We start from the raw sequence: 25,048 nt of genomic DNA on the forward strand, positions 1-25,048 counted from the left end.
CTACGCCGTCCGAACGGATGATCCTCGGCGGTGGTGCTTGACCGGCGGACGACGGAGGCGCATCATCGTCGCGCAGGGTGGCAGGGACCGATTCGGATCCTCGCGCCGAGGTTGTGTTGTCCCCAACTTTCGGCTAATGTTGCGCTTTGCGCGTGCCCTCAGATGCCCTTCAGCCTGCCCGGTGGCTGATCGTGTGGGGGGTATCGACGCTCACCACCTGCGAAACCTGTCGAAGGATTCCTCTTGGCCGCGCGCAGCACCTCCGCTGACTCCACGTCTCGCCGCATCTCTTTCGCTAAGATCACCGAACCCCTCGAGGTTCCCCAGCTCCTCTCCCTCCAAACCGACAGCTTCGACTGGCTGATCGGCAACGAGATCCATCAGGAGCGCATCGCCGCCCGCAAGGCCGCCGGCGAGGACGTCTCCGAGAAGTCCGGTCTCCAGGAGATCTTCGAGGAGATCTCTCCCATCGAGGACTTCTCCGAGACGATGTCGCTCTCGTTCGAGAACCCGGTGTTCTACGACCCGAAGTACACCGTCGACGAGTGCAAGGAGAAGGACTTCACCTACTCCGCGCCTCTCTACGTCTCGGCGGAGTTCACCAACAACGACACCGGTGAGATCAAGGGCCAGACGGTCTTCATGGGCGACTTCCCGCTCATGACCGACAAGGGCACGTTCATCATCAACGGCACCGAGCGTGTCGTCGTGTCCCAGCTCGTCCGCTCGCCCGGCGTCTACTTCGAGCGCACCGCCGACAAGACGTCCGACAAGGACATCTACACCGCCAAGCTGATCCCGAGCCGCGGCGCCTGGCTGGAGTTCGAGATCGACAAGCGCGACATGGTCGGCGTACGCCTCGACCGCAAGCGCAAGCAGAACGTCACGGTGCTGCTCAAGGCCCTCGGCATGACCGCCGAGCAGATCCGCGAGGAGTTCCGCCGTCCCGACGGCACGACCTACGAGTCCATCGAGCTCACCCTCGAGAAGGACCACACGGTCGGCGAGGACGACGCGCTGCTCGACATCTACCGCAAGCTGCGCCCGGGCGAGCCGCCGACGCGCGAGGCCGCGCAGACGCTGCTCAACAACTACTACTTCAACCCCAAGCGCTACGACCTGGCCAAGGTCGGTCGCTACAAGATCAACAAGAAGCTCGGCCTGGTCGAGGCCTTCGACCAGCAGACGCTGACGACCGGCGACATCGTCGCCGCGATCAAGTACATCGTGGCCCTGCACGACGGCCAGACCGAGCTCGAGGCGCCGGCCGGCGTCCACGAGATCGCCGCCGACGACATCGACCACTTCGGCAACCGCCGCATGCGGACCGTGGGCGAGCTGATCCAGAACCAGCTCCGCACCGGCCTGGCCCGCATGGAGCGCGTCGTCCGCGAGCGGATGACGACGCAGGACGTCGAGGCGATCACGCCGCAGTCGCTGATCAACATCCGCCCCGTCGTGGCGGCGCTGAAGGAGTTCTTCGGCACCTCCCAGCTGTCGCAGTTCATGGACCAGACCAACCCGATCGCCGGCCTGACGCACAAGCGTCGCCTCTCGGCGCTCGGGCCGGGCGGTCTGTCCCGTGACCGCGCCGGCATGGAGGTCCGTGACGTCCACCCGTCGCACTACGGCCGGATGTGCCCGATCGAGACGCCGGAAGGCCCGAACATCGGTCTGATCGGCTCGCTGGCGTCGTACGGCCGGATCAACCCGTTCGGCTTCGTCGAGACGCCCTACCGTCGCGTCGTCAAGGGTCAGGTCACCGACCAGGTCGACTACCTCACCGCCGACGACGAGGACCGCTTCGTCATCGCGCAGGCCAACGCCGCGCTCGACGACAAGGGTCGCTTCGCCACCGAGCGCGTGCTGGTCCGCCAGCGCGACGGCGAGGTCGCGGAGATCTCGGCCGACGAGGTCGACTACATGGATGTCTCGCCGCGCCAGATGGTGTCGGTCGCGACCGCGCTGATCCCGTTCCTCGAGCACGACGACGCCAACCGTGCCCTCATGGGCGCCAACATGCAGCGTCAGGCGGTTCCGCTGGTCCGCAGCCAGTCGCCGCTCGTCGGCACCGGCATGGAGTACCGGGCCGCCGTCGACGCCGGTGACGTCGTCACCGCGACGAAGGCTGGCGTCGTCAAGGAGGTCTCGGCCGACATCATCGAGACCCTCAACGACGACGGCACCTACTCGACCTACCGGCTCGCGAAGTTCAAGCGCTCCAACCAGGGCACCTGCATCAACCAGCGCCCGCTGGTGAGCGAGGGCGACCGGCTCGAGGTCGGCAGCCCGATCGCCGACGGTCCGTGCACCGACCAGGCGGAGATGGCCCTCGGCCAGAACCTCCTGGTGGCGTTCATGCCGTGGCAGGGCCACAACTACGAGGACGCGATCATCCTGTCGCAGCGCCTCGTCCAGCAGGACTACCTCACCTCGATCCACATCGAGGAGCACGAGGTCGACGCCCGCGACACCAAGCTGGGTCCGGAGGAGATCACCCGGGACATCCCCAACGTCTCCGAGGAGATGCTGGCCGACCTCGACGAGCGCGGCATCATCCGCATCGGCGCCGAGGTCACCACCGGTGACATCCTCGTCGGCAAGGTCACCCCCAAGGGCGAGACCGAGCTGACCCCGGAGGAGCGCCTGCTCCGCGCGATCTTCGGTGAGAAGGCGCGCGAGGTCCGCGACACCTCGATGAAGGTGCCGCACGGCGAGGAGGGCACCGTCATCGGTGTCCGCGTCTTCGACCGCGAGGAGGGCGACGAGCTGCCGCCGGGCGTCAACCAGCTGGTGCGCGTCTACGTCGCGCAGAAGCGGAAGATCTCCGTCGGTGACAAGCTCGCCGGCCGCCACGGCAACAAGGGCGTCATCGCGAAGATCCTGCCGATCGAGGACATGCCGTTCATGGAGGACGGCACCCCGGTCGACGTGATCCTCAACCCGCTCGGTGTTCCGCGTCGGATGAACATCGGACAGATCCTGGAGCTCCACCTCGGCTGGCTCGCCAAGCAGGGCTGGGACCTCAACCTGTCCGCCGACAAGGACGACGCCGAGTGGAAGCAGCGCCTGATCAAGATCCACGCGGACAAGGCCGAGCCTGACACCAAGGTCGCCACGCCGGTCTTCGACGGCGCCCGCGAGGACGAGATCACCGGCCTGCTCGGCGCGACGATCCCCAACCGCGACGGCTTCCGCGTCGTCGGCGAGGACGGCAAGGCCCGCCTCTTCGACGGCCGCTCCGGCGAGCCGTTCCCGGAGCCGGTCTCGGTCGGCTACATGTACATCCTCAAGCTCCACCACCTGGTCGACGACAAGATCCACGCCCGCTCGACCGGCCCCTACTCGATGATCACGCAGCAGCCCCTGGGCGGTAAGGCCCAGTTCGGTGGCCAGCGGTTCGGCGAGATGGAGGTCTGGGCGATGGAGGCCTACGGCGCCGCCTACGCCCTCCAGGAGCTGCTCACGATCAAGTCCGACGACGTGCCGGGTCGCGTGAAGGTGTACGAGGCGATCGTCAAGGGCGAGAACATCCCCGACTCGGGCATCCCGGAGTTGTTCAAGGTCCTCGTCAAGGAGATGCAGTCCCTGTGCCTCAACGTCGAGGTGCTCAGCCAGGACGGCTCGAGCATCGAGCTCCGTGACGCGGAGGAGGACGTCTTCCGCGCCGCCGAGGAGCTCGGCATCGACCTGTCCCGGCGCGAGCCCAGCTCGGTCGAAGAAGTCTGAGTCGCGGCGGGGTACGCCGGCCCGCCGGCGTACCCCGCCCCTCAGTCCACCTGCTTGAAATTCGAGAACTAACGAAGGACTAGAAGCCACCGTGCTCGATGTGAACTTCTTCGACCAGCTTCGGATCGGCCTGGCCACCGCGGATGAGATCCGCGCGTGGAGCCACGGCGAGGTCAAGAAGCCGGAGACCATCAACTACCGCACGCTCAAGCCCGAGCGTGACGGCCTCTTCTGCGAGAAGATCTTCGGTCCCACCCGGGACTGGGAGTGCTACTGCGGCAAGTACAAGCGTGTCCGCTTCAAGGGCATCATCTGCGAGCGCTGCGGCGTCGAGGTGACCCGTTCCAAGGTGCGTCGTGAGCGCATGGGCCACATCGAGCTCGCCGCTCCGGTGACCCACATCTGGTACTTCAAGGGCGTGCCGTCGCGGCTGGGCTACCTGCTCGACCTGGCGCCGAAGGACCTCGAGAAGGTCATCTACTTCGCCGCCTACATGATCACCTCCGTCGACGAGGACGCGCGTCACCGCGACCTGTCCTCGCTCGAGGGCAAGGTCGGCCTGGAGCGCGACCGGCTCACCAACCGCATGGAGACGGCGCTCGCCGACCGCCAGAAGAAGCTCGAGGAGGACCTCGCGTCCCTCGAGGCCGAGGGTGCCAAGGCCGACCAGAAGCGCAAGGTGCGCGACGGTGCCGAGCGTGAGCTCGCCGCCATCCGCAAGCGCGGCGAGGCCGAGATCGCCCGCCTCGAGGAGGTGTGGGACACCTTCAAGAGCCTCAAGGTCCAAGACCTCATGGGCGACGAGCTGCTCTACCGCGAGATGAAGAACTGGTTCGGCAAGTACTTCGAGGGCCACATGGGCGCCACGGCGATCCAGAAGCGCCTCCAGGACTTCGACATCGCCGCCGAGGTGGAGTCGCTGCGCGAGACCATCGCGACCGGCAAGGGCCAGCGCAAGGTCCGCGCCCTCAAGCGGCTCAAGGTCGTCGACGCGTTCCGCAAGACCGGCAACCAGCCGATCGGCATGGTGCTCGACGCCGTCCCGGTCATCCCGCCGGACCTGCGCCCGATGGTGCAGCTCGACGGTGGCCGGTTCGCCACGTCGGACCTCAACGACCTCTACCGCCGGGTCATCAACCGCAACAACCGGCTCAAGCGGCTGCTCGACCTCGGCGCGCCGGAGATCATCGTCAACAACGAGAAGCGGATGCTGCAGGAGGCCGTCGACTCGCTGTTCGACAACGGCCGCCGTGGGCGTCCCGTCACCGGCCCGGGCAACCGGCCGCTGAAGTCGCTGTCCGACATGCTCAAGGGCAAGCAGGGCCGCTTCCGTCAGAACCTGCTCGGCAAGCGCGTCGACTACTCGGGCCGTTCGGTCATCGTGTCGGGTCCGCAGCTGAAGCTGCACCAGTGCGGTCTGCCCAAGCAGATGGCGCTGGAGCTCTTCAAGCCGTTCGTGATGAAGCGCCTCGTCGACCTGTCGCACGCGCAGAACATCAAGTCCGCCAAGCGGATGGTCGAGCGTGCCCGGCCGGTCGTGTGGGACGTCCTCGAAGAGGTCATCACCGAGCACCCGGTGCTGCTCAACCGTGCGCCCACGCTGCACCGTCTCGGCATCCAGGCGTTCGAGCCCCAGCTGATCGAGGGCAAGGCCATCCAGCTGCACCCGCTCGTGTGTGGCGCCTTCAACGCCGACTTCGACGGTGACCAGATGGCTGTCCACCTGCCGCTGTCGGCCGAGGCGCAGGCCGAGGCCCGCGTGCTGATGCTGTCGACCAACAACATCCTGAAGCCGTCCGACGGCCGTCCGGTGACGATGCCGTCGCAGGACATGATCATCGGTCTGTTCTTCCTGACCTCCGACCGTGACGGGGAGCCCGGCGAGGGCCGCCTGTTCTCGTCGCCGGCCGAGGCCATCATGGCGTTCGACCGTGGCGAGATCACGCTGCAGTCGAAGGTCAAGATCCGGCTCGACGACATCGTCCCGCCGGAGGACTGGGAGGCCAGCGAGGGCTTCGCCGAGGGTGACGCGATCATCCTCGACACCACCCTGGGCCGGACGATCTTCAACGACACGCTCCCGGCGGACTACCCCTACGTCAACGAGGAGGTCGGCAAGAAGCGCCTCGGCGCCATCGTCAACGCCCTCGCTGAGCGGTACCCGAAGGTCGTCGTGGCCGCGTCGCTCGACGCGCTGAAGGACAACGGCTTCCACTGGGCCACCCGTTCGGGTGTCACGGTCTCGATCGACGACGTCACCACGCCGTCGGACAAGATCGAGATCCTCAAGGGCTACGAGGACAAGGCCACCAAGATCCAGAAGCAGTTCGAGCGTGGTCTCGTGACTGACGAGGAGCGCCGCCAGGAGCTCGTCGAGATCTGGACCGAGGCCGCCAAGGAGGTCGGCGAGGCCATGGAGAAGGCCTTCGACCGCCGCAACCCGATCTACATGCAGGTCATCTCGGGCGCCTCCGGTAACTTCAACCAGATCCGCCAGGTCGGCGCCATGCGTGGCCTCGTGGCCAACCCGAAGGGCGAGATCATCCCGCGGCCGATCAAGGCCAACTTCCGCGAGGGTCTCTCCGTGCTCGAGTACTTCATCTCGACCCACGGCGCCCGCAAGGGTCTGGCCGACACCGCGCTGCGTACCGCCGACTCGGGCTACCTGACCCGTCGTCTGGTGGACGTCTCGCAGGACGTCATCATCCGCGAGGAGGACTGCGGCACCGAGCGTGGCTTCGTCGTCGCGATCGACGACGAGGACGTCGAGACGACGGCGTACGCCCGGACCTCGGCGGAGGAGATCCTGCACCCGGAGACGGGCGAGGTCATCGCGACCGCCGGCGAGGACATCGGCGACGTCAAGATCGCCGAGCTCGTCGCCGCCGGCATCACCGAGATCAAGATCCGCTCGGTGCTCACCTGCGAGGCCGTGACCGGTACCTGCGCGAAGTGCTACGGCCGGTCGCTGGCCACCGGCAAGCTGGTCGACATCGGTGAGGCCGTCGGCATCATCGCGGCCCAGTCCATCGGCGAGCCCGGCACGCAGCTGACCATGCGTACCTTCCACACCGGTGGTGTGGCGTCGGCCGACGACATCACGCAGGGTCTGCCCCGCGTCGTCGAGCTCTTCGAGGCGCGCACCCCGAAGGGTGTCGCCCCGATCAGCGAGGCCGCCGGCCGCGTCGAGATCGAGGAGACCGACAAGGCCCGCAAGGTCCTGGTCACCCCGGACAACGGCGACGAGGTCGTCGAGTACGTCGTGTCGCGTCGTGCCCGGCTCAACGTCGCCGACGGCGAGCACATCGAGGTCGGTCGCACCCTGACGGTCGGCACCCCCGACCCGAAGGAGGTCCTCCGCATCCTCGGTGTCCGCAGCACCCAGAAGCACCTCGTCGACGAGGTCCAGGGCGTCTACAAGAGCCAGGGTGTGGCGATCCACGCCAAGCACATCGAGATCATCGTGCGGCAGATGCTGCGCCGGATCACCGTGCTGGAGTCGGGTGACACCAACCTGCTCCCGTCCGACCTGGTCGACCGGGCGCTGTTCGAGGTCGAGAACCGTCGCGTCGTCTCCGAGGGCGGCAAGCCGGCCTCGGGTCGTCCCGAGCTCATGGGCATCACCAAGGCCTCGCTCGCGACCGAGTCGTGGCTGTCGGCCGCGTCCTTCCAGGAGACCACCCGCGTCCTCACCGACGCGGCGATCAACGGTCGCTCGGACTCGCTGCGCGGTCTGAAGGAGAACGTGATCATCGGAAAGCTGATCCCGGCTGGTACCGGCCTCGAGCGGTACCGCAACATCCGGGTGGAGCCCACCGAGGAGGCCCGCGCCGCGGCGTACTCCGTCACCGGCTACGACTCCTACGACTACGAGTTCGGCAACGCGGGCGGCCAGGCCGTCGCCCTCGACGACTTCGACTTTGGCTCGTACCAGAGCTGAGCGCAGCGAAGCTCTGGTGTAAGAGCCAGATCGAGTAGACGAAGCCCCGCCCGAGCGTGCTCGGGCGGGGCTTCGGCGTATCGAGATCCAGTCGTGTCGGCAGATCTTCTGCCGACTCGCCGCTCAGGGGACGAGCAGCCACCGGCCCCGCTGACCACCGCCGGCGACCTTGTCGTACGCCGTCGCCGCGTCGCTCAGCGGCACGGTCCCGGCCACCCTGACCGCGAGCGTCCCGTCGACGTGGAGCGCGAGCAGCTCGGCGAGGCGAGCGCCGTCGGCGTGGGACTGGACGGCCGCCGTCGTGATCTCCCGCTCCGGCGGCAGCGGATCGCCGCCGACGACGCCGACGAAGCGGCCGCCGTCGCGCACCGCGCCGAGGGCGTCCGCCTGCAGCGCGGCGGCGTCGAGGACGGCGTCGTACGCCCGTGACGGCACCTGGGTGACGACGTCGACCGCGCCGGCGCCGGTCACGAACCCGCGGTCGCTGTCCCGGGCCAGGCCGGTGACCAGCCAGCCGGCCCGGCGGGCGAGCGGCACGGCGTAGCCGCCGACGGCACCGGCGGCGCCGGTGACCAGGAGGGTCCGGCCCTCGCCGGCGCCCAGGAGGTCGACGGCCTGGGCGGCGGCGATCGCGTTGAGCGGGATCGACGCCGCGGCGACGGGGTCGAGCCCCTCGGGCACCAGGGCGGCGGCCGCCGCGGAGAGGACGGTCTCGGTGGCGTGGGCGCCGACCGGCGCAGCGGGGTTGCTGAGGTCCGCCGCGACGACGTCGCCCACGTGGAAGCCGTCGACCTCGGTGCCCACCTCGCGGACGACGCCGGTCAGGTCCCAGCCGAGACCGACGGGGCCGGTCAGGCCGAAGATGTCACGGCCGAAGCCGGCGGCGACCCAGGTGTCGATGGGGTTCACGCCGGCGGCGATCACCTCGACGCGGAGGTCACCGGAGCCCACCGGCGGCAGGTCGACCTCCTCGAGGACGGGGCCGGCGATACCAGGGTGGCTGAGAAGTGCGGACATGGGATTCCTCCTGTGGGACGGGGTTGTCACCCAACTGTCAGTGACCTACTCTCTGATGGGAAGTAGGCACTTCAAAGTCGGGTACACACCTGGAGGTAAGCCATGACCGCAACGCAGGAGTCCCTCGGGGCGCCACGGGGGTTCGACGCGTTCGACGCGTCCTGCCCGAGCCGGCGCCTGCTCGACGCCATCGGCGACAAGTGGGTGAGCCTCGTCGTGGTGGCGCTCGGGCTGCGCGGGCCACTGCGCTACTCCCAGCTGTCCGCCCAGATCGCCGGTGTCAGCCAGAAGATGCTCACCCAGACGCTGCGCGGCATGGAGCGCGACGGCCTGCTCCTGCGGACCGTGACGCCGTCGGTCCCGGTCCGGGTCGACTACGAGCTCACACCGCTCGGTGCCTCGCTGCTCGACGTGCTGCGCCACGTCAAGGAGTGGGCCGAGGCGCACATGGGCGAGGTCGACGCCGCGCGGGCGGCGTACGACGCGCGGCCGCCCGCCTCGTGAGGGCGGGAGTGACCCCTGGGTCACCCTGGCACTCACCAGGCGGTCTGGGAGGATGACCCCATGAGCGACCCGCTGCCCCTCGCGACCGACGTCCTGGTCGTGGGTGCGGGCCCCGCGGGCTCTGCGGCGGCCGCCTGGCTGGCCCGGGCCGGCGTCGACGTGCTGCTGACCGACATGGCGGTCTTCCCGCGCGACAAGACGTGCGGTGACGGGCTGACCCCGCGAGCGGTGGACGAGCTGATCCGGCTCGGACTCGAGGACTGGCTGCGTGCGCACCCGGTCAACCACGGCCTGCGGGCGCACGGCTTCGGCCAGACGCTCGAGCTGCCCTGGCCCGGAGGCTCGCTGCCGGCCTGGGGCTCGGCGGTCGCGCGCACCGAGCTCGACGACCACCTGCTGACCACCGCGATCAAGTCGGGCGCGACGGCCGTCGACGGCGTCAAGGCGGTCGACGTACGCCGCGAGGGCGACCGCGTCGCGGCGGTGGTGTTCAAGACCGGTGACGACCTGGTCGAGGTCGCCTGCCGTCGGCTGATCGTGGCGGACGGCGTGCGCTCCCCGCTCGGGAAGGTGCTCGGGCGCGAGTGGCACCGCGACACCGTCTACGGCGTCGCCGGCCGGTCCTACGTGACGTCGTCGATGAGCGACGACGCCTGGATCTCCTCCCACCTCGAGCTGCGTGGCGAGCAGGGCGAGGTCCTCTCCGGCTACGGCTGGGTCTTCCCGCTGGGCACGGGTGAGGTCAACCTGGGCGCCGGGACCCTCGCGACCGCGAAGCGGCCGGCCGACGTGGCGATCAAGCCCTTGATGCGGCTCTACGCCGAGTCGATCCGCGAGTCCTTCGGACTGTCCGGCGACCTGCGGGCCGAGGCCTCGGCGCTGCTGCCGATGGGCGGCGCCGTCACGAGCGTGGCCGGCCCGAACTGGGCGCTGATCGGCGACGCGGCCGGATGCGTGAACCCGCTCAACGGCGAGGGCATCGACTACGGGCTCGAGACCGGTCGGCTGGTCGCCGAGGTGCTCCAGGAGCACGACGACGTGTCAGACGTCTGGCCGGCCCTCCTGCGCGAGCACTACGGCGAGGCCTTCTCCGTCGCCCGCCGGCTCGCGGGCATCGCCACCAACCCCCGCCTGGTCGCCGCGCTCGGTCCGGTCGGGATGCGCTCCAACCTGCTGATGACGCTCGCGCTGCGCTGGATGGGCAACCTGGTCACCGACGAGGACCGCGACACCGCGGCCCGGCTGTGGCGCTGGGCGGGTCGGCGCTCGATCACCCGCGACCACCGACCGCCGTTCTCATGACGCCACCACCTCCGCGGCGGCGTCGGCTGCCGCAGGTGCAGCGCGTCGCCGCCTACGCCATCATCTTGCGCGAGGGCCCCGAGGCGACGGGGCCGGACCACCTCCAGATCCTGCTCAGCCGGCTCTCGGACACGCTGACCCAGACGCCCCTGTGGACGCTGCCCGGCGGAGGGCTCGAGCACGGCGAGGACCCGCGCGCCGCGGTCGTGCGTGAGGTCTACGAGGAGACCGGCCTCGACGTCACCGTCGGCGAGACCGCCTGGGTGTTCTCCTCGCACCGCGCCAACACCTGGCGTCGCGGGCGCAACGTCGACGCGCACGCGGTCCGGATCGTGTACGACGGCTGGGTGCCGCTCGACTCACCGGAGCCGAGCACGGTCGAGGTCGGCGGCTCGACGGCGGAGGCGGCCTGGCTGCCGCTGGCCGACGTGCGTGCCGGCCGGGTGCCGACGCTCCCGCTCGTGCTCGAGGCGCTGGACGAGCACCGCGTCGCCCGGGTGCAGCGCGTGGCGTCCTACGCCCTCGTCCTTCGCGGCCCGGCCGGGGCCCAGGAGGTCCTGCTCACCCGGATCGCGCCGCACGCCGTGCACGGCGGCCGCTGGCACCTGCCGGGCGGCGGGCTCGACTTCCAGGAGGACCCGCGCGCGGGGCTCGTCCGCGAGGTCGCGGAGGAGACCGGGCTCGCCGTCACGCTGGGGCAGCCGCTCGAGGTGCATGACATCGCGCTCACCGGGGTCGCGCCCACCGGCCGGCTGGAGGAGTTCCACGGGATCCACCTGATCTTCGTCGGCACCGTCGACTCCGACGAGGAGCCGCGCGTCGTCGAGGTCGACGGCACCACCGACGCCGTCGCCTGGGTGCCGCTCGCATCGCTCGGCGAGCTGCCGGTCACCTCGACGGTCACGGCCGCCCTGGCGGCGTACCGGCGCTGACGTGTCCCGACCCTGGACGGGCGTCCGGACGGCCGGGCGTGGTCTGGGAGAATGCGGCGCGTGACCGCCGTTGCCCTCGACCTCGCCGCCGAGCTCCGGGGCCGCGGCATCAGCGGGGTCGACGACTCCACGCTGGCGCGGGCGCTCTACAGCTCCGACGCGTCGCTCTACCGCGTCGTCCCGCAGGTCGTGGTCAAGCCGCGGCACACCGACGAGCTGCTCGCGGTCCACGACGCCTCCCGCGCGCTCGGCGTCCCCGTCACCCTCCGCGGCGCGGGCACGAGCATCGCCGGCAACGCGGTCGGCCCGGGCATCGTGGTCGACACCCGGCTGCTCGGCACGGTCCTCGAGATCGACCCGGAGGCACGGACCGCCCGGGTCGAGCCCGGCCTGGTCCACGCCGACCTGCAGCGGGCGGCAGCGCCGTACGGCCTGCGCTTCGGGCCCGACCCGTCCACCCACCCGCGCTGCACGATCGGCGGCATGATCGGCAACAACGCCTGTGGCTCGCGGGCGCTGGGCTACGGCCGCACCGTCGACAACATCGAGGCGCTGACGGTCGTGTGGGGGACCGGCGAGGTGGCGACGTACGACGCCTCGGCGCCGTCCGGCCAGGCCGCCGGCGCGCTGCTCGGGATCGCCGATGCCGATCTGGCGCACCTGCGCACCGAGTTCGGCCGGTTCGGCAGGCAGGTGAGCGGCTACTCGCTCGAGCACCTGCTGCCCGAGAAGGGCCGCCGCATCGACCGCTTCCTCGCCGGCACCGAGGGCACCCTCGCGACCGTCCTGGAGGCGACCGTGCGGCTGGTCGCCGACGAGCCGGGCCGGCTGCTGCTCGTCCTCGGCTACCCGACCATGCACGAGGCGGCCGACGCGGTCCCCGCGCTGCTCGCCGCCGTGCCCGGCCGACTCATCGCCTGCGAGGGCATGGACGCGCGGATCGTCGAGCTGGTGCGGGCCCGTGGCGGCGCGGTGCCCGACCTGCCGCGCGGCGGCGGATGGCTGATGGCCGAGGTCGCCGGGCCCGACGCCCCGGACCTGGTCGAGCGGCTGCGCGCGGCGGGCGGGGCGCTCGACGAGCGCCTGGTCGCCGACACCGCCGAGGCCGCGACGCTGTGGCGGATCCGGGAGGACGGCGCCGGTCTCGCGGGCCGCTCGCTGCCCACCCCTGCCCACTCGGGCTGGGAGGACGCCGCGGTCCCGCCCGAGCACCTGGGTGCCTGGCTGCGCGACTTCGACGACATCCTGGCCGGCCACGGGCTCCAGGGCGTGCCCTACGGCCACTTCGGCGACGGCTGCATCCACTGCCGCATCGACTTCCCGTTCGCTGCGGGCGACCCGGCATCGGCGCAGGTCTTCCGCGAGTTCATGACCGCCTGCGCACACCGGCTCCGCGACTACGGCGGCTCCCTGTCGGGCGAGCACGGCGACGGCCGGGTGCGCTCGGAGCTGCTCCCGCTGATGTACGACGAGCACTCGATCGCCCTCTTCGGCGCGGTCAAGGACGTCGGTGACCCCGACGGTCTGATGAACCCCGGCAACATCGTCGACCCGGCCTCGATCACCTCCGACCTGCGCCCGGTCCGCCCGCGTGCGACGGTGCGCTCGGCGCTCCGGCTCGTCCACGACGACGGTGACCTCGGGGCGGCGGTCCACCGCTGCACCGGCGTCGGCAAGTGCGTGGCGCCGCACACGAACGGCGTCATGTGCCCGTCCTACCTCGCGACGGGCCACGAGAAGGACGCCACCCGCGGCCGGGCGCGGGTGCTGCAGGAGGCGCTCGACGGCGAGCTCGTGCACGGGCTCGCCGATCCCGCCGTGCACGAGGCGCTCGACCTGTGCCTCTCCTGCAAGGGCTGCGCCTCGGACTGCCCCACGGGCATCGACATGGCGACCTACAAGGCCGAGGTGCTGCACCAGACCTACTCGGGCCGCCCGTTCGGATGGGGCCGTCCGCGCTCGCACTACCTGCTCGGCCGGCTGCCGTTCTGGGCCCGGCTGGGCGCACCCTTCGCCCGGCTCACCAACGCGATGCTGCGACTGGGTCCGCTCGCCCGGCTGGCCAAGTGGGCCGCCGGGATCGACCAGCGACGGTCGGTGCCCCGCTTCGCGCCGGTGACCCTGAAGCGGTCCGCCACCGTGGCGTCGCTCGCCACCGGGACGCCCGACGTGTGGATCTGGGCCGACTCGTTCACCGACCACTTCTTCACCCAGTCGGGGCGGGCCGCGATCGGCTACCTCGAGGCCCAGGGGCTGACCGTGCGGGTCATCTCCGACCGCGCCTGCTGCGGGCTGACCTGGATCACCACCGGCCAGCTCGACGCGGCCCGCTCGATCATGGACCGGACGGTCCGCACGCTCGCGCCCTACGTCGCCTCCGGCGTGCCCGTCGTCGGCCTGGAGCCCTCCTGCCTGGCCACCCTGCGCTCGGACTCGGTGGAGCTGTCGGCACTGCCCGAGGCGCGGACGGTGGCGTCGGGCATGCTCACCTTCGCCGAGCTGGTCACCCGGCTCGACCTGCCGCTGCCCGACCTGTCCGGCGTCGAGGTGGTCGCCCAGCCGCACTGCCATCAGCACGCGGTGCTCGGCTGGGCGGCCGACCAGAGGCTGCTCGAGCGGGCGGGTGCGTCGGTCACCAAGGTGGCGGGATGCTGCGGCCTGGCGGGCAACTTCGGCGTCGAGCAGGGGCACTACGAGGTGTCGGTCGCCGTCGCGGAGACGCACCTGCTGCCCGCCGTACGCTCCCACCCGGACGCAGTCGTCCTCGCCGACGGCATGTCGTGCCGGGTCCAGCTCGACGACCTGGCGCACGTCCCGACGATGCACCTGGCCGAGCTGTTCGCCTCCCGGCTGTGAGGAGTGGGTGATTCGGGCCACTTCCGGCCCACCGGCACCACCCGATCGGGTGGTTTCCACAGGACCTGCGTCGTTTCTCCCACCGATGTCGGTGGCCGGGCGCACTCTGGAGTCATGACCGAGCAGACCATCCAGCCGACGCTGCTGCACAGCCAGGCTGACGTCGAGAAGTTCTGGACCACGATCTGCCAGCCGCAAGGCTGGCGGACCCCCGAGCTCTGGGTCGTCCTCGTCGACGCGGAGGGCGAGCCGTTCCCCTCCGTGCACCACGTCCCTGAGCTGCCCGAGTCTCCCGACCGCACCACGATCGACCACCTCGTCCACGGCTGCCGCCGGCTCCTCGACGAGCTGGACGCGGGCGGGCGGGTGGCCATGCTGCTGTGCCGCCCGGGGGCGTCCGCGGTGACCCCGTTCGACAAGGCCTGGACCCGCGCGCTCGTCCATGGCGCCCACCGGGTCGGCGTCGAGCTCGAGGTCGTCCACGTCGCGAGCGACGCGACCATCCGCCCGCTGCCGCTGGACGAGGTCGCCTGACCGCTCCCGCAGCGATGCGGGCGCGACGGGGGCACCCTCCTAGAATCGAGGGGTGAACCCGCGCCACCGCCGACTCATCATCCCGCTGGCGCTGGTGGCACTGCTCGTCATCGTCGTGATCGCGCAGGTGCTGAAGTGAGCGAACCGCTGCTGCGGGCCCTCAATCGGATGCGCGGCCTGATCCTGGACCCCGACGTCCTGGTGAAGGCCGTCGCCTCGGGGCGACAGAAGGGCGAGGAGCCCCCGCCGTGGCGCCGGGTCGAGCTGCGCTACGTCGACCTCAAGGCCGGGAGGCACCTGCAGGTCACGAAGTACGACGCCACCCAGGCGTTCACGTCCAACCACTCGATCTCCTCCGACTCCGACGACGCCCGCGCCGCGGTCGACGAGCTCATCGACCTCGCCTTCGGCCACTGGAACGTCTCGACGACGACCGAGGACCACGCCCTGCGGGTGACCAAGAGGCTCGAGGCGGTCGTCGCCACGACCCCGCCGGCGGCCCCGCGCGAGGTCACCCGCGGCCACGACCAGCCCAAGGCGCGGCTGCTGCCCGAGGACGACCCGGTCTTCGTCGAGCTCGGCATCTCCGACGGCGACGGCAGGCTGAAGCCGAGCCGGCAGGCGAAGTACCGCCAGGTCGAGGAGTTCCTGCGGCTGCTCGACGCCTCCGTCACCGAGGCGCTCGTGAAGGGCCACCTGCGGCGGCCGACCGCCGAGGAGCCGCTCCGGATCGTCGACCTCGGCTGCGGCAACGGCTACCTCACCTTCGCCGCCCAGCGCTACCTCACCAGCGTGCGCGGGCTGCCGGTCGTGGTGACCGGCGTCGACGTCAAGGAGCAGTCGCGCGACCACAACAGCGCGGTCGCGGCGCGGCTCGGCATGAGTGCCGAGTTCGTCGCCGGGACGATCTCGGACGCCGAGCTCGCCGAGCGCCCCGAGGTCGTGCTCGCGCTGCACGCCTGTGACACCGCCACCGACGACGCGCTGGCCCGTGCGGTCGAGTGGGAGGTCCCGCTCGTCCTGGCCGCGCCCTGCTGCCACCACGACATCGCGGCGCAGCTCCGCAAGACGCCGACCCCGTCGCCGTACGCGATGCTGACCCGGCACGGCATCCTCCGCGAGCGGCTCGCCGACACGCTCACCGACGCCCTGCGGGCGTCGCTGATGCGACTGCAGGGCTATCGCGTCGACGTCGTGCAGTTCGTCGAGAGCCAGCACACCCCGCGCAACACCATGCTCCGTGCGGTCCGCACGGGCGGCCCGGTCAAGGGCGGCGCCGTCCGCAAGGAGTACGACGACCTGGTGACCACCTGGGGGCTCGAGCCGCGGCTGGGGGAGCTGCTGGGTGCCTAGCGCGCGCCTGCCGGGAGGCTCCGCGGAGAGAGCCCTGCTGATCCTCGTGCTGGTGCCGTTCCTGCTCGGCGCCGCCGCGGCTCCGAGCGAGGACGAGCACGTCGTCTTCGCGTTCAAGGACAAGCAGATCACCGAGTCCAGCGGGCTCGTCGCCCTGCCCGACGGACTCTTCGTCACGACGAACGACTCCGGCGACGACGCCCGCGTCTTCACCGTCGACGACCACGGCCGCACGGTCGGGGTGACGACCTGGGCCGACGACGCGACCGACGTGGAGGCGCTCGCGCCGGCGTCGGCCGACGAGGTCTGGGTCGGCGACACCGGCGACAACCGCAGCTCGCGCGACTCCGTCCAGGTCGCCCGGGTCCCCGTCGGCCGCGGTGATCGCACCTCCCACGCGCCGGTCTACGACCTGACCTACCCCGACGGCGCCCACGACGCCGAGACGCTCCTAGCCGGGCCGGACGGACGGCTCTACCTCGTCACCAAGGGCTTCCTCGGCGGCACCGTCTACGCGGCACCGACCCACCTCGACCCGGACGCCGACAACCGGCTCGTGCGGCTCGGGACGGCCGGTGCGATCCTCCCGATGGCCACCGACGGCACCTTCCTCCCCGACGGCGGGCACGTGCTGATCCGCGGCTACGGCAGCGCCGCCGTCTACGACTTCCCGTCCCTCGACCGCGTCACCGGGTTCGGCCTGCCCGCCCAGCCCCAGGGCGAGGGCCTGGCGGTCGCCGCCGACGGCACGCTCTACACGAGCAGCGAGGGCATCTTCTCGAAGGTGCTGCGCCTGCCCCAGTCGGGCCGCTGCTCGGCCGACGCGGGCATCTGCGCGCTCGACCGCGCCGCCACGGCGCAGCCGCCCCCCACGCCGCCCGCCGAACCGCACGTGGCCCCCCGGACCGACCGTCAGTGGTGGCCGTGGCTGCTCGTGGGGGGCGTGGGCGTCGCGGTGATCTGGCTGCAGGCCCGCCTGCTGCGGCGTCGCTGACCGGTCCGGGCATGCCGCCGGGCCGCGGTGGCAACCGAGCGGCATGGTCCGGCTCCGTCGTACGTCCCCTGAACAGCCGGGCTGGACCCGTCGCCGCTCGGGGAAGGGCTTCGTCTACCTCGACGAGAACGGCGAGCGGCTGGCCTCGGAGGACGTCGAGCGGGTCAAGGCGCTCGTGATCCCCCCGGCCTGGCAGGACGTCTGGGTCACGCCGCACGCGAACGGTCACCTGCAGGCGGTCGGGACCGACGAGGCGGGGCGGCGGCAGTACCTCTACCACCCCGACTGGCGCACCCGTCGCGACGCGGAGAAGTTCGACCGGGTGCTCCTCTTCGGGGAGGCGCTGATGCGGGCGCGGGAACGGGTGCTGCTCGACCTGGGCGCCGACGGCATGCCGCTCGAGCGGGCCTGCGCCTGCGCTGTGCGGCTGCTCGACATCGGCTACTTCCGCATCGGCAACGACGTCTACGCCGACACCAACGGCAGCTTCGGGCTGACCACGCTGCAGCGCCAGCACGTCCGCCGGCGCCAGGACCGGCTCGTCTTCAGCTTCACCGGCAAGTCGGGCGTCGACCACCGCATCGAGATCGACGACGCCATGGTCTCCGAGGCGATCGAGGTGATGCGTCGCCGCCGGTCGGGCGACCCGCGGCTGCTCGCCTACCGGGAGGGCCGCAGCTGGCGGTCGATGCTCCCCTCCCTCGTCAACGACTACGTGCGCCTGGTGACCGGTGTCGACGCCACGGCCAAGGACTTCCGCACCTGGCACGCGACGGTGCTGGCGGCTGCGGCCCTCGCCGCCCGGCTCGACGAGGCCGGCGGCAAGGTCTCCGCCACCCGGGGGAGGCGGATGGTCAGTGACTCGATGAGGGAGGTCGCCGACTTCCTCGGCAACACCCCCACCCTCGCGCGCAAGTCGTACGTCGACCCGCGGGTCGTGTCGGCGTTCGAGGAGGGTCGCACGATCGCGTCGGCGGTCCGTCGCGAGTTCGACTCCGTGGACGAGCGCCAGGTGGCGCTGGAGCGGGCGGCGCTGCGGCTCATCAGGAACGAGGCGGACTGATGAACGTCACCGTCGTCCAGGGCGACATCACCGAGCAGCAGGTCGACGCCGTCGTCAACGCCGCCAACAACGCCATGCGCGGGGGCGGCGGGGTCGACGGGGCCATCCACCGGGCCGGTGGCCCGGCCGTGCTCGAGGACTGCGTGCGCCGCTTCCCCGACGGGCTCGCGACGGGCGACGCGGGCTGGACCACGGCCGGTGACCTTCCGGCGACGTGGGTCATCCACGTGGTCGGGCCGATCCACGGCCGCGGCAGCCGTGACCAGCTCAGCTCGTGCTACCGACGGGCGCTGGAGGTCGCCGACGAGCTCGGCGCGAGGACCGTCGCCTTCCCGCTCGTCAGCGCCGGCGTCTACGGCTGGCCGAAGGACGACGCCGTCGACGCGGCGCTCGAGGTGTTCGCCTCCGCACGGACGGCGGTGACCGAGGCGCGGATGGTGGCGTTCGGCCGGTCGACGTACGACCTGATCGCGGCGCGGCTCCGGGCGCGGACCCAGGCGGGGACCCCGGCGGGCTAGAGGCGCTCGACCACCCAGTCGATGCAGTGCGTGAGCGCCTCGACGTCGACGGGGTCGACGGCGGGGTACATCGCGACGCGCAGCTGGTTGGTGCCGATGCCGCGGTAGGCGTCGACATCGACGACGCCGTTCCGGCGCAGGACGTCCATCACCGCGACGCGGTCGATGGCCTCGTCCAGCTCGACGGTGCCGACGACCAGCGACCGGTGGGCGGGGTCGGTGACGAACGGCCGAGCGTAGGACGACCTCTCGGCCCAGCCGTAGAGCGCCTCGGCGCTGGCCGCAGTGCGGGTGACCATCCCGGTCAGTCCGCCGTGGGCGTTCATCCAGTCCAGCTGCTCGGCCATGAGGAAGAGCGTCGCGACGGCCGGGGTGTTGACGGTCTGGTCCAGCCGCGACTGCGCGACCGCCTCGGTGAGCCCGAAGAAGGCCGGGATGTGCCGACCGCTCGCCGCGACCTCCTCGGCGCGGGCGATCGCGGCCGGTGACAGGAGCGCGATCCACAGGCCGCCGTCGGAGGCGAAGGACTTCTGCGGCGCGAAGAAGTAGACGTCGGACTGGGCGGCGTCGAGCGGCAGCCCGCCCGCGGCGGAGGTCGCGTCGACGACCATCAGCGCGTCGCCGGCGACCCGCTCGACGGGTGCCATCACGCCGGTGGAGGTCTCGTTGTGGGTGATCGCGTAGACGTCGACGCCGTCCTCGGGCAGCAGCAGCACCCGGCCGCCGGGCGCCGCCCGCAGCACCGTCGGCGAGGCGAGCCACGGGGCGCTCTCGACGGCCTTCGCGAACTTCGCGCCGAACGCCCCGAAGACGGCGTGCTGGCTGCGCTGACGGATCAGGGCGTGGGTGACCACGTCGAAGAAGGCGACCGACCCGCCGTTACCGAGGACGACCTCGTAGCCCTCGGGCAGCGCGAAGAGCTCGGACAGCCCCCGACGTACGCGTCCGACGAGCTCCTTGACCGGCGCCTGACGGTGCGACGTGCCCATCAGCGTCGACCCCGACGCCGCCAGCGCCTGGAGCCGCCCGTCGGGCACCTTGGACGGACCGGAGCCGAACCGGCCGTCGCCCGGGAGCAGGTCGGCAGGGATCCGTAGCGTCATCGCGGCAACTTTCGGGTTTTGATGGGCTCGTCAGGGGGAATTGTTCCAGCATCTCGGAACCGCACCGCCCAGGAGTCCTCATGGCGAACGTCGGCCTTCCCGCACCCGCCCGCGGTCGCACCACTCTGCGGGTCGTCGGTGTCGTCCTGCTGCTGCTCGGCGCGGCGGCCGTCGTGGCCGGCGCCGTGCTCTTCGGCAAGGGCGCCCTGTCTGACGACATGGACGCGATGGGGCGCTTCGCCCTCATCGGCGTCCTCCTCTTCGGCGGCGGAGGCGTGCTCGCCATCGCCGGCCTGGGCATGGTCAGCGCGGGCTTCCACAGCACCGCCTACGTCCCCGGCGAGACCCTCGTCACCGACCCCACCGCCCTGTTCACCGACGACCGGCGGCTTCAATGACGCCTTGTGAGTGACCTGCAGATCCGCCGCGTCCCCCTCCACCACCCGGACGTCGCCGCTCTGGTCGAGCGCGTCCAGGAGTTCTACGTCGAGCGCTACGGCAGCCGCGACGACGACCCGACCGACGAGGCCGACTTCGAGGCGCCTCTGGGCGCCTTCTTCGTGGGCTACGTCGACGGCGCGCCGGCCGTCAGCGGCGCGTGGCGGGTGGTCGACGACCGGCGGCTCGGCGCGACCCGCCTCGCCGAGGTCAAGCGCATGTACGTCGTCCCCGAGCTGCAGCGGCGCGGCCTGGCCCGGCGGATGCTGGCCCACCTGGAGACCACCGCCGCGGCCGCCGGGATGGAGGCCCTGCTCCTGTCGACAGCGGTGAAGCAGCCCGAGGCCATCGCGCTCTACGAGTCGTCCGGCTACGAGCCGGTCGAGGGGTTCGGGTACTACGGCGGCGGGCCGCTGAACCGCTGCTACGGCAAGCGTCTGGATCGCCGCTGAGCCCGACCGGACCGACCGGACCGACCGGGCCTGCCGGGCCTGACCGTCAGGCGGACCAGGCGTCCGACCAGCCGTCGACCGAGCTGGCCGGACGGGTGGCGGGGCCGGCGTAGACGGCCGACGGCCGGATCAGCCGGCCGGTCCGCTTCTGCTCGAGGATGTGCGCCGACCAGCCGCCGGTGCGGGCGCAGGTGAACATCGAGGTGAACATGTGCGCCGGGACCTGGGCGAAGTCGAGGACGATCGCCGCCCAGAACTCCACGTTGGTCTCGAGGACGCGATCGGGCCGGCGCTCGCGCAGCTCGGCCAGCGCGGCCTGCTCGAGCGCCTCGGCGACCTCGTAGCGTGGGGCGCCGAGCTCGCGGGCGGTGCGGCGCAGCACGCGGGCGCGCGGGTCCTCGGCGCGGTAGACGCGGTGACCGAAGCCCATCAGCCGCTCGCCGGAGTCGAGCAGGCCCTTGACGTAGGCGCGGGCGTCGCCGGACCGCTCGACGTCCTCGATCATGCCGAGGACGCGGGACGGGGCGCCGCCGTGCAGCGGGCCGCTCATCGCGCCGATGGCGCCCGAGAACGCGGCGGCGACGTCGGCACCGGTCGAGGTGATGACCCTCGCGGTGAAGGTGGAGGCGTTCATGCCGTGCTCGGCGGCGGACGACCAGTAGGCGTCGATCGCGTGCGCGTGCTTGGGGTCGGCCTCGCCGCGCCAGCGGATGAGGAACTTCTCGGCCAGGGTCCTGCCCTCGTCGACCGTGCGCTGCGGGACGACGGGCAGGTGGATGTCGCGGGCCGACTGGCCGGCGTACGACAAGACCATGACCGCCACTCGCGCCAGGTCGGCGCGGGCCTGCTCGTCGGAGATGTCGTAGGTCTGGCCGAAGCCGAAGGCCGGTGCGAGCATCGCGATCGCGGCCTGGACGTCGACGCGGACGTCACCGGTGTGCACCGGCAGGTTGTAGGCCTCGGCGGGCGGCAGGCCGGGGGAGTAGGCGCCGTCGATCAGCAGGCCCCAGACGTTCTCGAACGGGACCCGGCCGGCGAGCTCCTCGATGTCGACACCGCGGTAGCGCAGCGCAGAGCCTTCCTTGTCGGGCTCGGCGATCTGGGTCTCGAACGCGACGACGCCCTCGAGCCCGTGCTGTACCTCGGTCATTGCTGCTCCTCACGCATCAGGTCCCCGGGCATTCTGCACCAGGCGGCACGACACCCCCGGCTAGGGTGCCGACATGACCTCGGACGGATCGGTGGACGACCTCGCCTCGCGTCGCGAGGACTACGCGCGCGGCGGTCTGGCGGAGGCCGACCTGGCCGCCGACCCGATCACCATGTTCGAGCGGTGGTACGCCGACGCGGTCGCTGCCCGGCTGCACGAGCCCAACGCCGTCGCGGTCGCCACGGCGTCCCCGGACGGTGCGCCGTCGGTGCGGTTCGTCCTGCTCAAGGGCGTCGGTCCCGACGGGTTCGTCTTCTACACCAACCTCCTCTCCCGCAAGGGCAAGGAGCTGCTCGCCAACCCGCGGTGCGCGCTGCTCTTCCCCTGGCATCCCCTGGAGCGCCAGGTGCGCGTCGAGGGTCACGCCACCGAGCTCTCGCGGACCGAGGTCGCCGACTACTTCACGGCCCGGCCGCGGGGCTCCCAGCTCGGCGCCTGGGCGTCGCACCAGTCCGCGGTCGTCGACGGCCGCGAGGAGCTCGACCGGGCGTACGCCGACGTGGCGGCCCGGTTCGAGGGCGCCGAGGTGCCCGTGCCGGACGAGTGGGGCGGCTTCCGGGTCAGGCCCGAGCGCGTCGAGTTCTGGCAGGGCCGCACCAGCCGCATGCACGACCGACTCGTCTACCGGCGTACCGACGGCGGCTGGATCACCGAACGGCTGGCCCCCTGACCCGTTAATCGAGTTGTGAGTGAGCGCTCACTCACTTACAGTGGCCCGCTGTGGAAGGACGACGGGAGCGCGCGCGGCCGCTGACCCCCGACGAGCGCCGTGAGGCGCTGGTCGCGGCGACGCTGCCCCTGCTCTACATGCACGGGCGGGCGGTGACGACGCGGCTGATCGCCGAGGCGGCTGGCGTCGCCGAGGGAACGATCTTCCGGGTCTTCGACTCCAAGGAGGAGCTCATCGAGGCCGCCATGGCCAAGGCGTTCTCCCCAGGCCAGGTCGCCGACCGGGTCGCCGAGATCGACCCCGCCGAGCCGCTGCGGGAGAAGCTGCTCAAGATGGCGAGCATCCTGCAGCAGCGCTTCCGGGCCACCTTCGGGCTGATGCGCGCGATGGGCGAGGTCGGTCCGCCCAAGCCTGAGCGGGCGAACCGCCACCGCGACATGCACGCCGAGATGGTCGCGATCCGCGAGGTGATGGCGACCCTCCTCGAGCCCGACGCCGACTCGCTGTCGGTGGACCCTCCGATGCTCGTGCACATGCTGCGCCTTTTCACCCTGGCCGGCAGCAACGAACAGATCGCCGACGGTCAGATGCTCACGCCCGAGCAGATCGTCGACACCATCCTGCACGGCGTGATGAAGAGAGAGGACTGACGTGCTCCTGCGTCTCCTGCGGACCTACCTGAGTCCTTACAAGCGCTGGCTCGCCGCGATCGTGGTGCTGCAGTTCGTGAGCACCGGCGCGATGCTCTACCTGCCCACCCTCAACGCCGACATCATCGACCGAGGCATCGCCCAGGGCGACACCGGCTACATCGCAACCACGGGCGCCTGGATGCTCGCGGTCAGCGTCGCGCAGATCATCTGCTCGATCTGCTCCTCGTTCTTCGCCTCCAGGTCTGCGACCGCCTTCGGGCGCGACCTGCGCCGCGAGCTCTTCCACAAGATCGGCGGCTTCGGCGCCTTCGAGGTCGGCCGGTTCGGGGCACCGAGCCTGATCACCCGCACGACCAACGACGCCCAGCAGGTGCAGATGCTGGGCTACGTGCTCTGCGCGATGGCGGTGCAGATCCCGATCATGATGATCGGCGCCGTGTTCATGGCGCTGCGCCAGGACACCCATCTGGCCTGGCTCTTCGCCGTGCTCATCCCCGCCCTCTTCCTGACGGTCGCGCTCATCGCTACCCGGATGATCCCGAACTTCTCCCGGCTCCAGGCCCGGCTCGACAACGTCAACCGGGTGCTGCGCGAGCAGATCACCGGGATCCGCGTGGTGCGCGCCTTCGTCCGTGAGCCGCAGGAGCGGGCCCGGTTCGAGGCCGCCAACGACGAGCTCACCGACGTCTCCATCCGCGCAGGCCGCTGGCTGGTGACGTTCTTCCCGCTGATGATGCTGATCGTCAACATCGCCTCGGTCGGCGTCATCTGGTTCGGCGGCCACCGCGTCGACGCCGGCGAGATGCAGGTCGGCCCGCTCACCGCCTTCCTCGCCTATCTCATGCAGGTGATGATGAGCGTGATGATGGGGACGTTCGTCTTCATGCAGGTCCCGCGCTCCTCCGTCTGCGCCGACCGGATCAGCGAGGTCCTCGCCACCGAGGCGTCGATCGTCCCGCCGGCCGACGGCATCTCGACGTCCGCGCTGCACGGCGAGCTCGCCTTCCAGGGCGTCGACTTCACCTACCCGGGCGCCGAGCAGCCGGTGCTCACCGACATCACCTTCACGGCCGGCCGCGGACAGACGATCGCGATCATCGGCTCGACGGGTGCAGGCAAGTCGACGCTGGTCAACCTCGTCCCGCGACTCTTCGACGCCACGGCGGGCAGCGTCCTGGTCGACGGCGTGGACGTGCGGGCCTGGGAGCCCGACGCGCTCGGTGGTCGCCTCGGCCTGGTGCCGCAGAAGGCGTTCCTCTTCTCGGGGACGATCCGCTCCAACCTGCGCTACGGCCGGCCCGACGCGACCGACGAGGAGATATGGCACGCCCTCGACGTCGCCCAGGCGGGCGACTTCGTCCGCGCGCTGGAGGACGGGCTGGACGCGCCGGTCGTGCAGGGCGGCACCAACTTCTCCGGTGGCCAGCGCCAGCGGCTCGCCATCGCCCGCGCGGTCGTACGCCGACCCGAGATCTACCTCTTCGACGACTCCTTCTCGGCCCTCGACCTCGCGACCGACGCCCGGCTGCGCGCCGCGCTGAAGCCGGAGACCGCCGAGGCGTGCGTGGTGATCGTGGCCCAGCGGGTCTCCACCATCCGCGACGCCGACCTGATCGTCGTGCTCGACGACGGCAGGATCGTCGGCCGCGGCACCCATCCGGAGCTGCTCGCCGACAACCCGACCTACCAGGAGATCGTCGGGTCGCAGCTGAGCGCCGAGGAGGCAGCATGATCCTCACCCCACGAAGTTCTTCGCTCCCCCGCTTCGCTCCTCCGCGAA

19 protein-coding genes are annotated in these 25,048 nt (G+C 71.2%); 16 read left to right on the top strand and 3 right to left on the bottom strand.

What is annotated here, in order from left to right:
* Positions 1-243: 243 nt before the first annotated feature.
* Together rpoB and BM236_RS12430 are read left to right on the top strand one after the other, a co-directional pair.
* The gene (rpoB, locus tag BM236_RS12425) at positions 244-3,729 is read left to right on the top strand and encodes a DNA-directed RNA polymerase subunit beta (RefSeq protein WP_091124202.1); all 3,486 of its coding nucleotides are present in this window, start codon (positions 244-246) and stop codon (positions 3,727-3,729) included.
* A 91-nt stretch (positions 3,730-3,820) separates the two neighbouring features.
* On the top strand, positions 3,821-7,669 hold the full coding sequence (locus BM236_RS12430; RefSeq protein WP_091124204.1) for a DNA-directed RNA polymerase subunit beta': 3,849 nt from the start codon (positions 3,821-3,823) through the stop codon (positions 7,667-7,669).
* Positions 7,670-7,792: 123 nt separating this feature from the next.
* Here BM236_RS12430 and BM236_RS12435 read toward each other — a convergent pair whose 3' ends face one another.
* The gene (locus BM236_RS12435) at positions 7,793-8,686 is read right to left on the bottom strand and encodes a zinc-binding dehydrogenase (protein WP_091124207.1); all 894 of its coding nucleotides are present in this window, start codon (positions 8,684-8,686) and stop codon (positions 7,793-7,795) included.
* A gap of 102 nt (positions 8,687-8,788) precedes the next feature.
* Here BM236_RS12435 and BM236_RS12440 point away from each other — a divergent pair, with 102 nt between their 5' ends.
* The 9 genes from BM236_RS12440 (at position 8,789) to BM236_RS12480 (ending at position 18,742) form a co-directional block, all read left to right on the top strand.
* Positions 8,789-9,190: a winged helix-turn-helix transcriptional regulator gene (locus BM236_RS12440; protein WP_091124209.1), complete on the top strand. Its 402-nt coding sequence runs from the start codon at positions 8,789-8,791 to the stop codon at positions 9,188-9,190.
* Positions 9,191-9,250: 60 nt separating this feature from the next.
* A complete protein-coding gene (locus tag BM236_RS12445; RefSeq protein WP_091124211.1) occupies positions 9,251-10,492 on the top strand; it encodes a geranylgeranyl reductase family protein in 1,242 nt (413 codons plus the stop codon).
* Between the two features lie 35 nt (positions 10,493-10,527).
* Positions 10,528-11,424, top strand: a complete 897-nt coding sequence (locus BM236_RS12450) for an NUDIX hydrolase (RefSeq protein ID WP_245750305.1) — start codon at positions 10,528-10,530, stop codon at positions 11,422-11,424.
* Between the two features lie 51 nt (positions 11,425-11,475).
* A complete protein-coding gene (locus tag BM236_RS12455) occupies positions 11,476-14,280 on the top strand; it encodes an FAD-binding and (Fe-S)-binding domain-containing protein (RefSeq protein ID WP_091124213.1) in 2,805 nt (934 codons plus the stop codon).
* A gap of 114 nt (positions 14,281-14,394) precedes the next feature.
* Positions 14,395-14,814 carry a hypothetical protein gene (locus tag BM236_RS12460; RefSeq protein WP_091124215.1) on the top strand — a complete coding sequence of 140 codons (420 nt, stop codon included), beginning with the start codon at positions 14,395-14,397 and terminating at the stop codon, positions 14,812-14,814.
* Positions 14,815-14,949: 135 nt separating this feature from the next.
* Entirely contained in the window at positions 14,950-16,167 is a 1,218-nt protein-coding gene (locus tag BM236_RS12465; RefSeq protein WP_245750306.1) for a class I SAM-dependent methyltransferase, read from the top strand.
* Positions 16,160-17,161, top strand: a complete 1,002-nt coding sequence (locus BM236_RS12470) for a hypothetical protein (RefSeq protein WP_139230101.1) — start codon at positions 16,160-16,162, stop codon at positions 17,159-17,161. Before BM236_RS12465 ends, BM236_RS12470 begins: the two co-directional genes overlap by 8 nt.
* A gap of 43 nt (positions 17,162-17,204) precedes the next feature.
* Positions 17,205-18,224 (top strand): DNA topoisomerase IB, encoded by a 1,020-nt coding sequence (locus BM236_RS12475; protein WP_091124219.1) that lies wholly within the window; start codon positions 17,205-17,207, stop codon positions 18,222-18,224.
* A complete protein-coding gene (locus tag BM236_RS12480; protein ID WP_091124221.1) occupies positions 18,221-18,742 on the top strand; it encodes an O-acetyl-ADP-ribose deacetylase in 522 nt (173 codons plus the stop codon). The genes BM236_RS12475 and BM236_RS12480 overlap by 4 nt, the downstream gene beginning before the upstream one ends.
* Here BM236_RS12480 and serC read toward each other — a convergent pair.
* Positions 18,739-19,845, bottom strand: coding sequence for a phosphoserine transaminase (gene serC, locus BM236_RS12485; RefSeq protein WP_091124223.1), 1,107 nt, complete (start codon positions 19,843-19,845; stop codon positions 18,739-18,741). The genes BM236_RS12480 and serC overlap by 4 nt on opposite strands.
* A gap of 80 nt (positions 19,846-19,925) precedes the next feature.
* On the opposite strand from serC, the gene BM236_RS12490 reads away from it, so the two are divergent.
* Together BM236_RS12490 and BM236_RS12495 are read left to right on the top strand one after the other, a co-directional pair.
* A complete protein-coding gene (locus tag BM236_RS12490; RefSeq protein WP_091124225.1) occupies positions 19,926-20,243 on the top strand; it encodes a hypothetical protein in 318 nt (105 codons plus the stop codon).
* Positions 20,244-20,249: 6 nt separating this feature from the next.
* Positions 20,250-20,735 carry a GNAT family N-acetyltransferase gene (locus BM236_RS12495; RefSeq protein ID WP_217645318.1) on the top strand — a complete coding sequence of 162 codons (486 nt, stop codon included), beginning with the start codon at positions 20,250-20,252 and terminating at the stop codon, positions 20,733-20,735.
* A gap of 46 nt (positions 20,736-20,781) precedes the next feature.
* On the opposite strand, the gene BM236_RS12500 is transcribed toward BM236_RS12495, so the two are convergent.
* Complete coding sequence (locus BM236_RS12500; protein WP_091124229.1) at positions 20,782-21,885, bottom strand: citrate synthase 2; 1,104 nt, start codon at positions 21,883-21,885, stop codon at positions 20,782-20,784.
* A gap of 73 nt (positions 21,886-21,958) precedes the next feature.
* Here BM236_RS12500 and pdxH point away from each other — a divergent pair, with 73 nt between their 5' ends.
* Genes pdxH through BM236_RS12515 form a run of 3 tightly spaced genes read left to right on the top strand, consistent with a single transcriptional unit; the run spans position 21,959 to position 25,000 of the window.
* A complete protein-coding gene (gene pdxH, locus BM236_RS12505) occupies positions 21,959-22,615 on the top strand; it encodes a pyridoxamine 5'-phosphate oxidase (RefSeq protein WP_091124231.1) in 657 nt (218 codons plus the stop codon).
* A 50-nt stretch (positions 22,616-22,665) separates the two neighbouring features.
* Complete coding sequence (locus tag BM236_RS12510; RefSeq protein ID WP_091124232.1) at positions 22,666-23,265, top strand: TetR/AcrR family transcriptional regulator; 600 nt, start codon at positions 22,666-22,668, stop codon at positions 23,263-23,265.
* Position 23,266: 1 nt separating this feature from the next.
* On the top strand, positions 23,267-25,000 hold the full coding sequence (locus BM236_RS12515) for an ABC transporter ATP-binding protein (protein WP_091124235.1): 1,734 nt from the start codon (positions 23,267-23,269) through the stop codon (positions 24,998-25,000).
* The last annotated feature ends 48 nt before the right edge of the window (positions 25,001-25,048 follow it).

Source organism: Nocardioides terrae (genome assembly GCF_900112345.1).
Lineage (GTDB): Bacteria > Actinomycetota > Actinomycetes > Propionibacteriales > Nocardioidaceae > Nocardioides > Nocardioides terrae.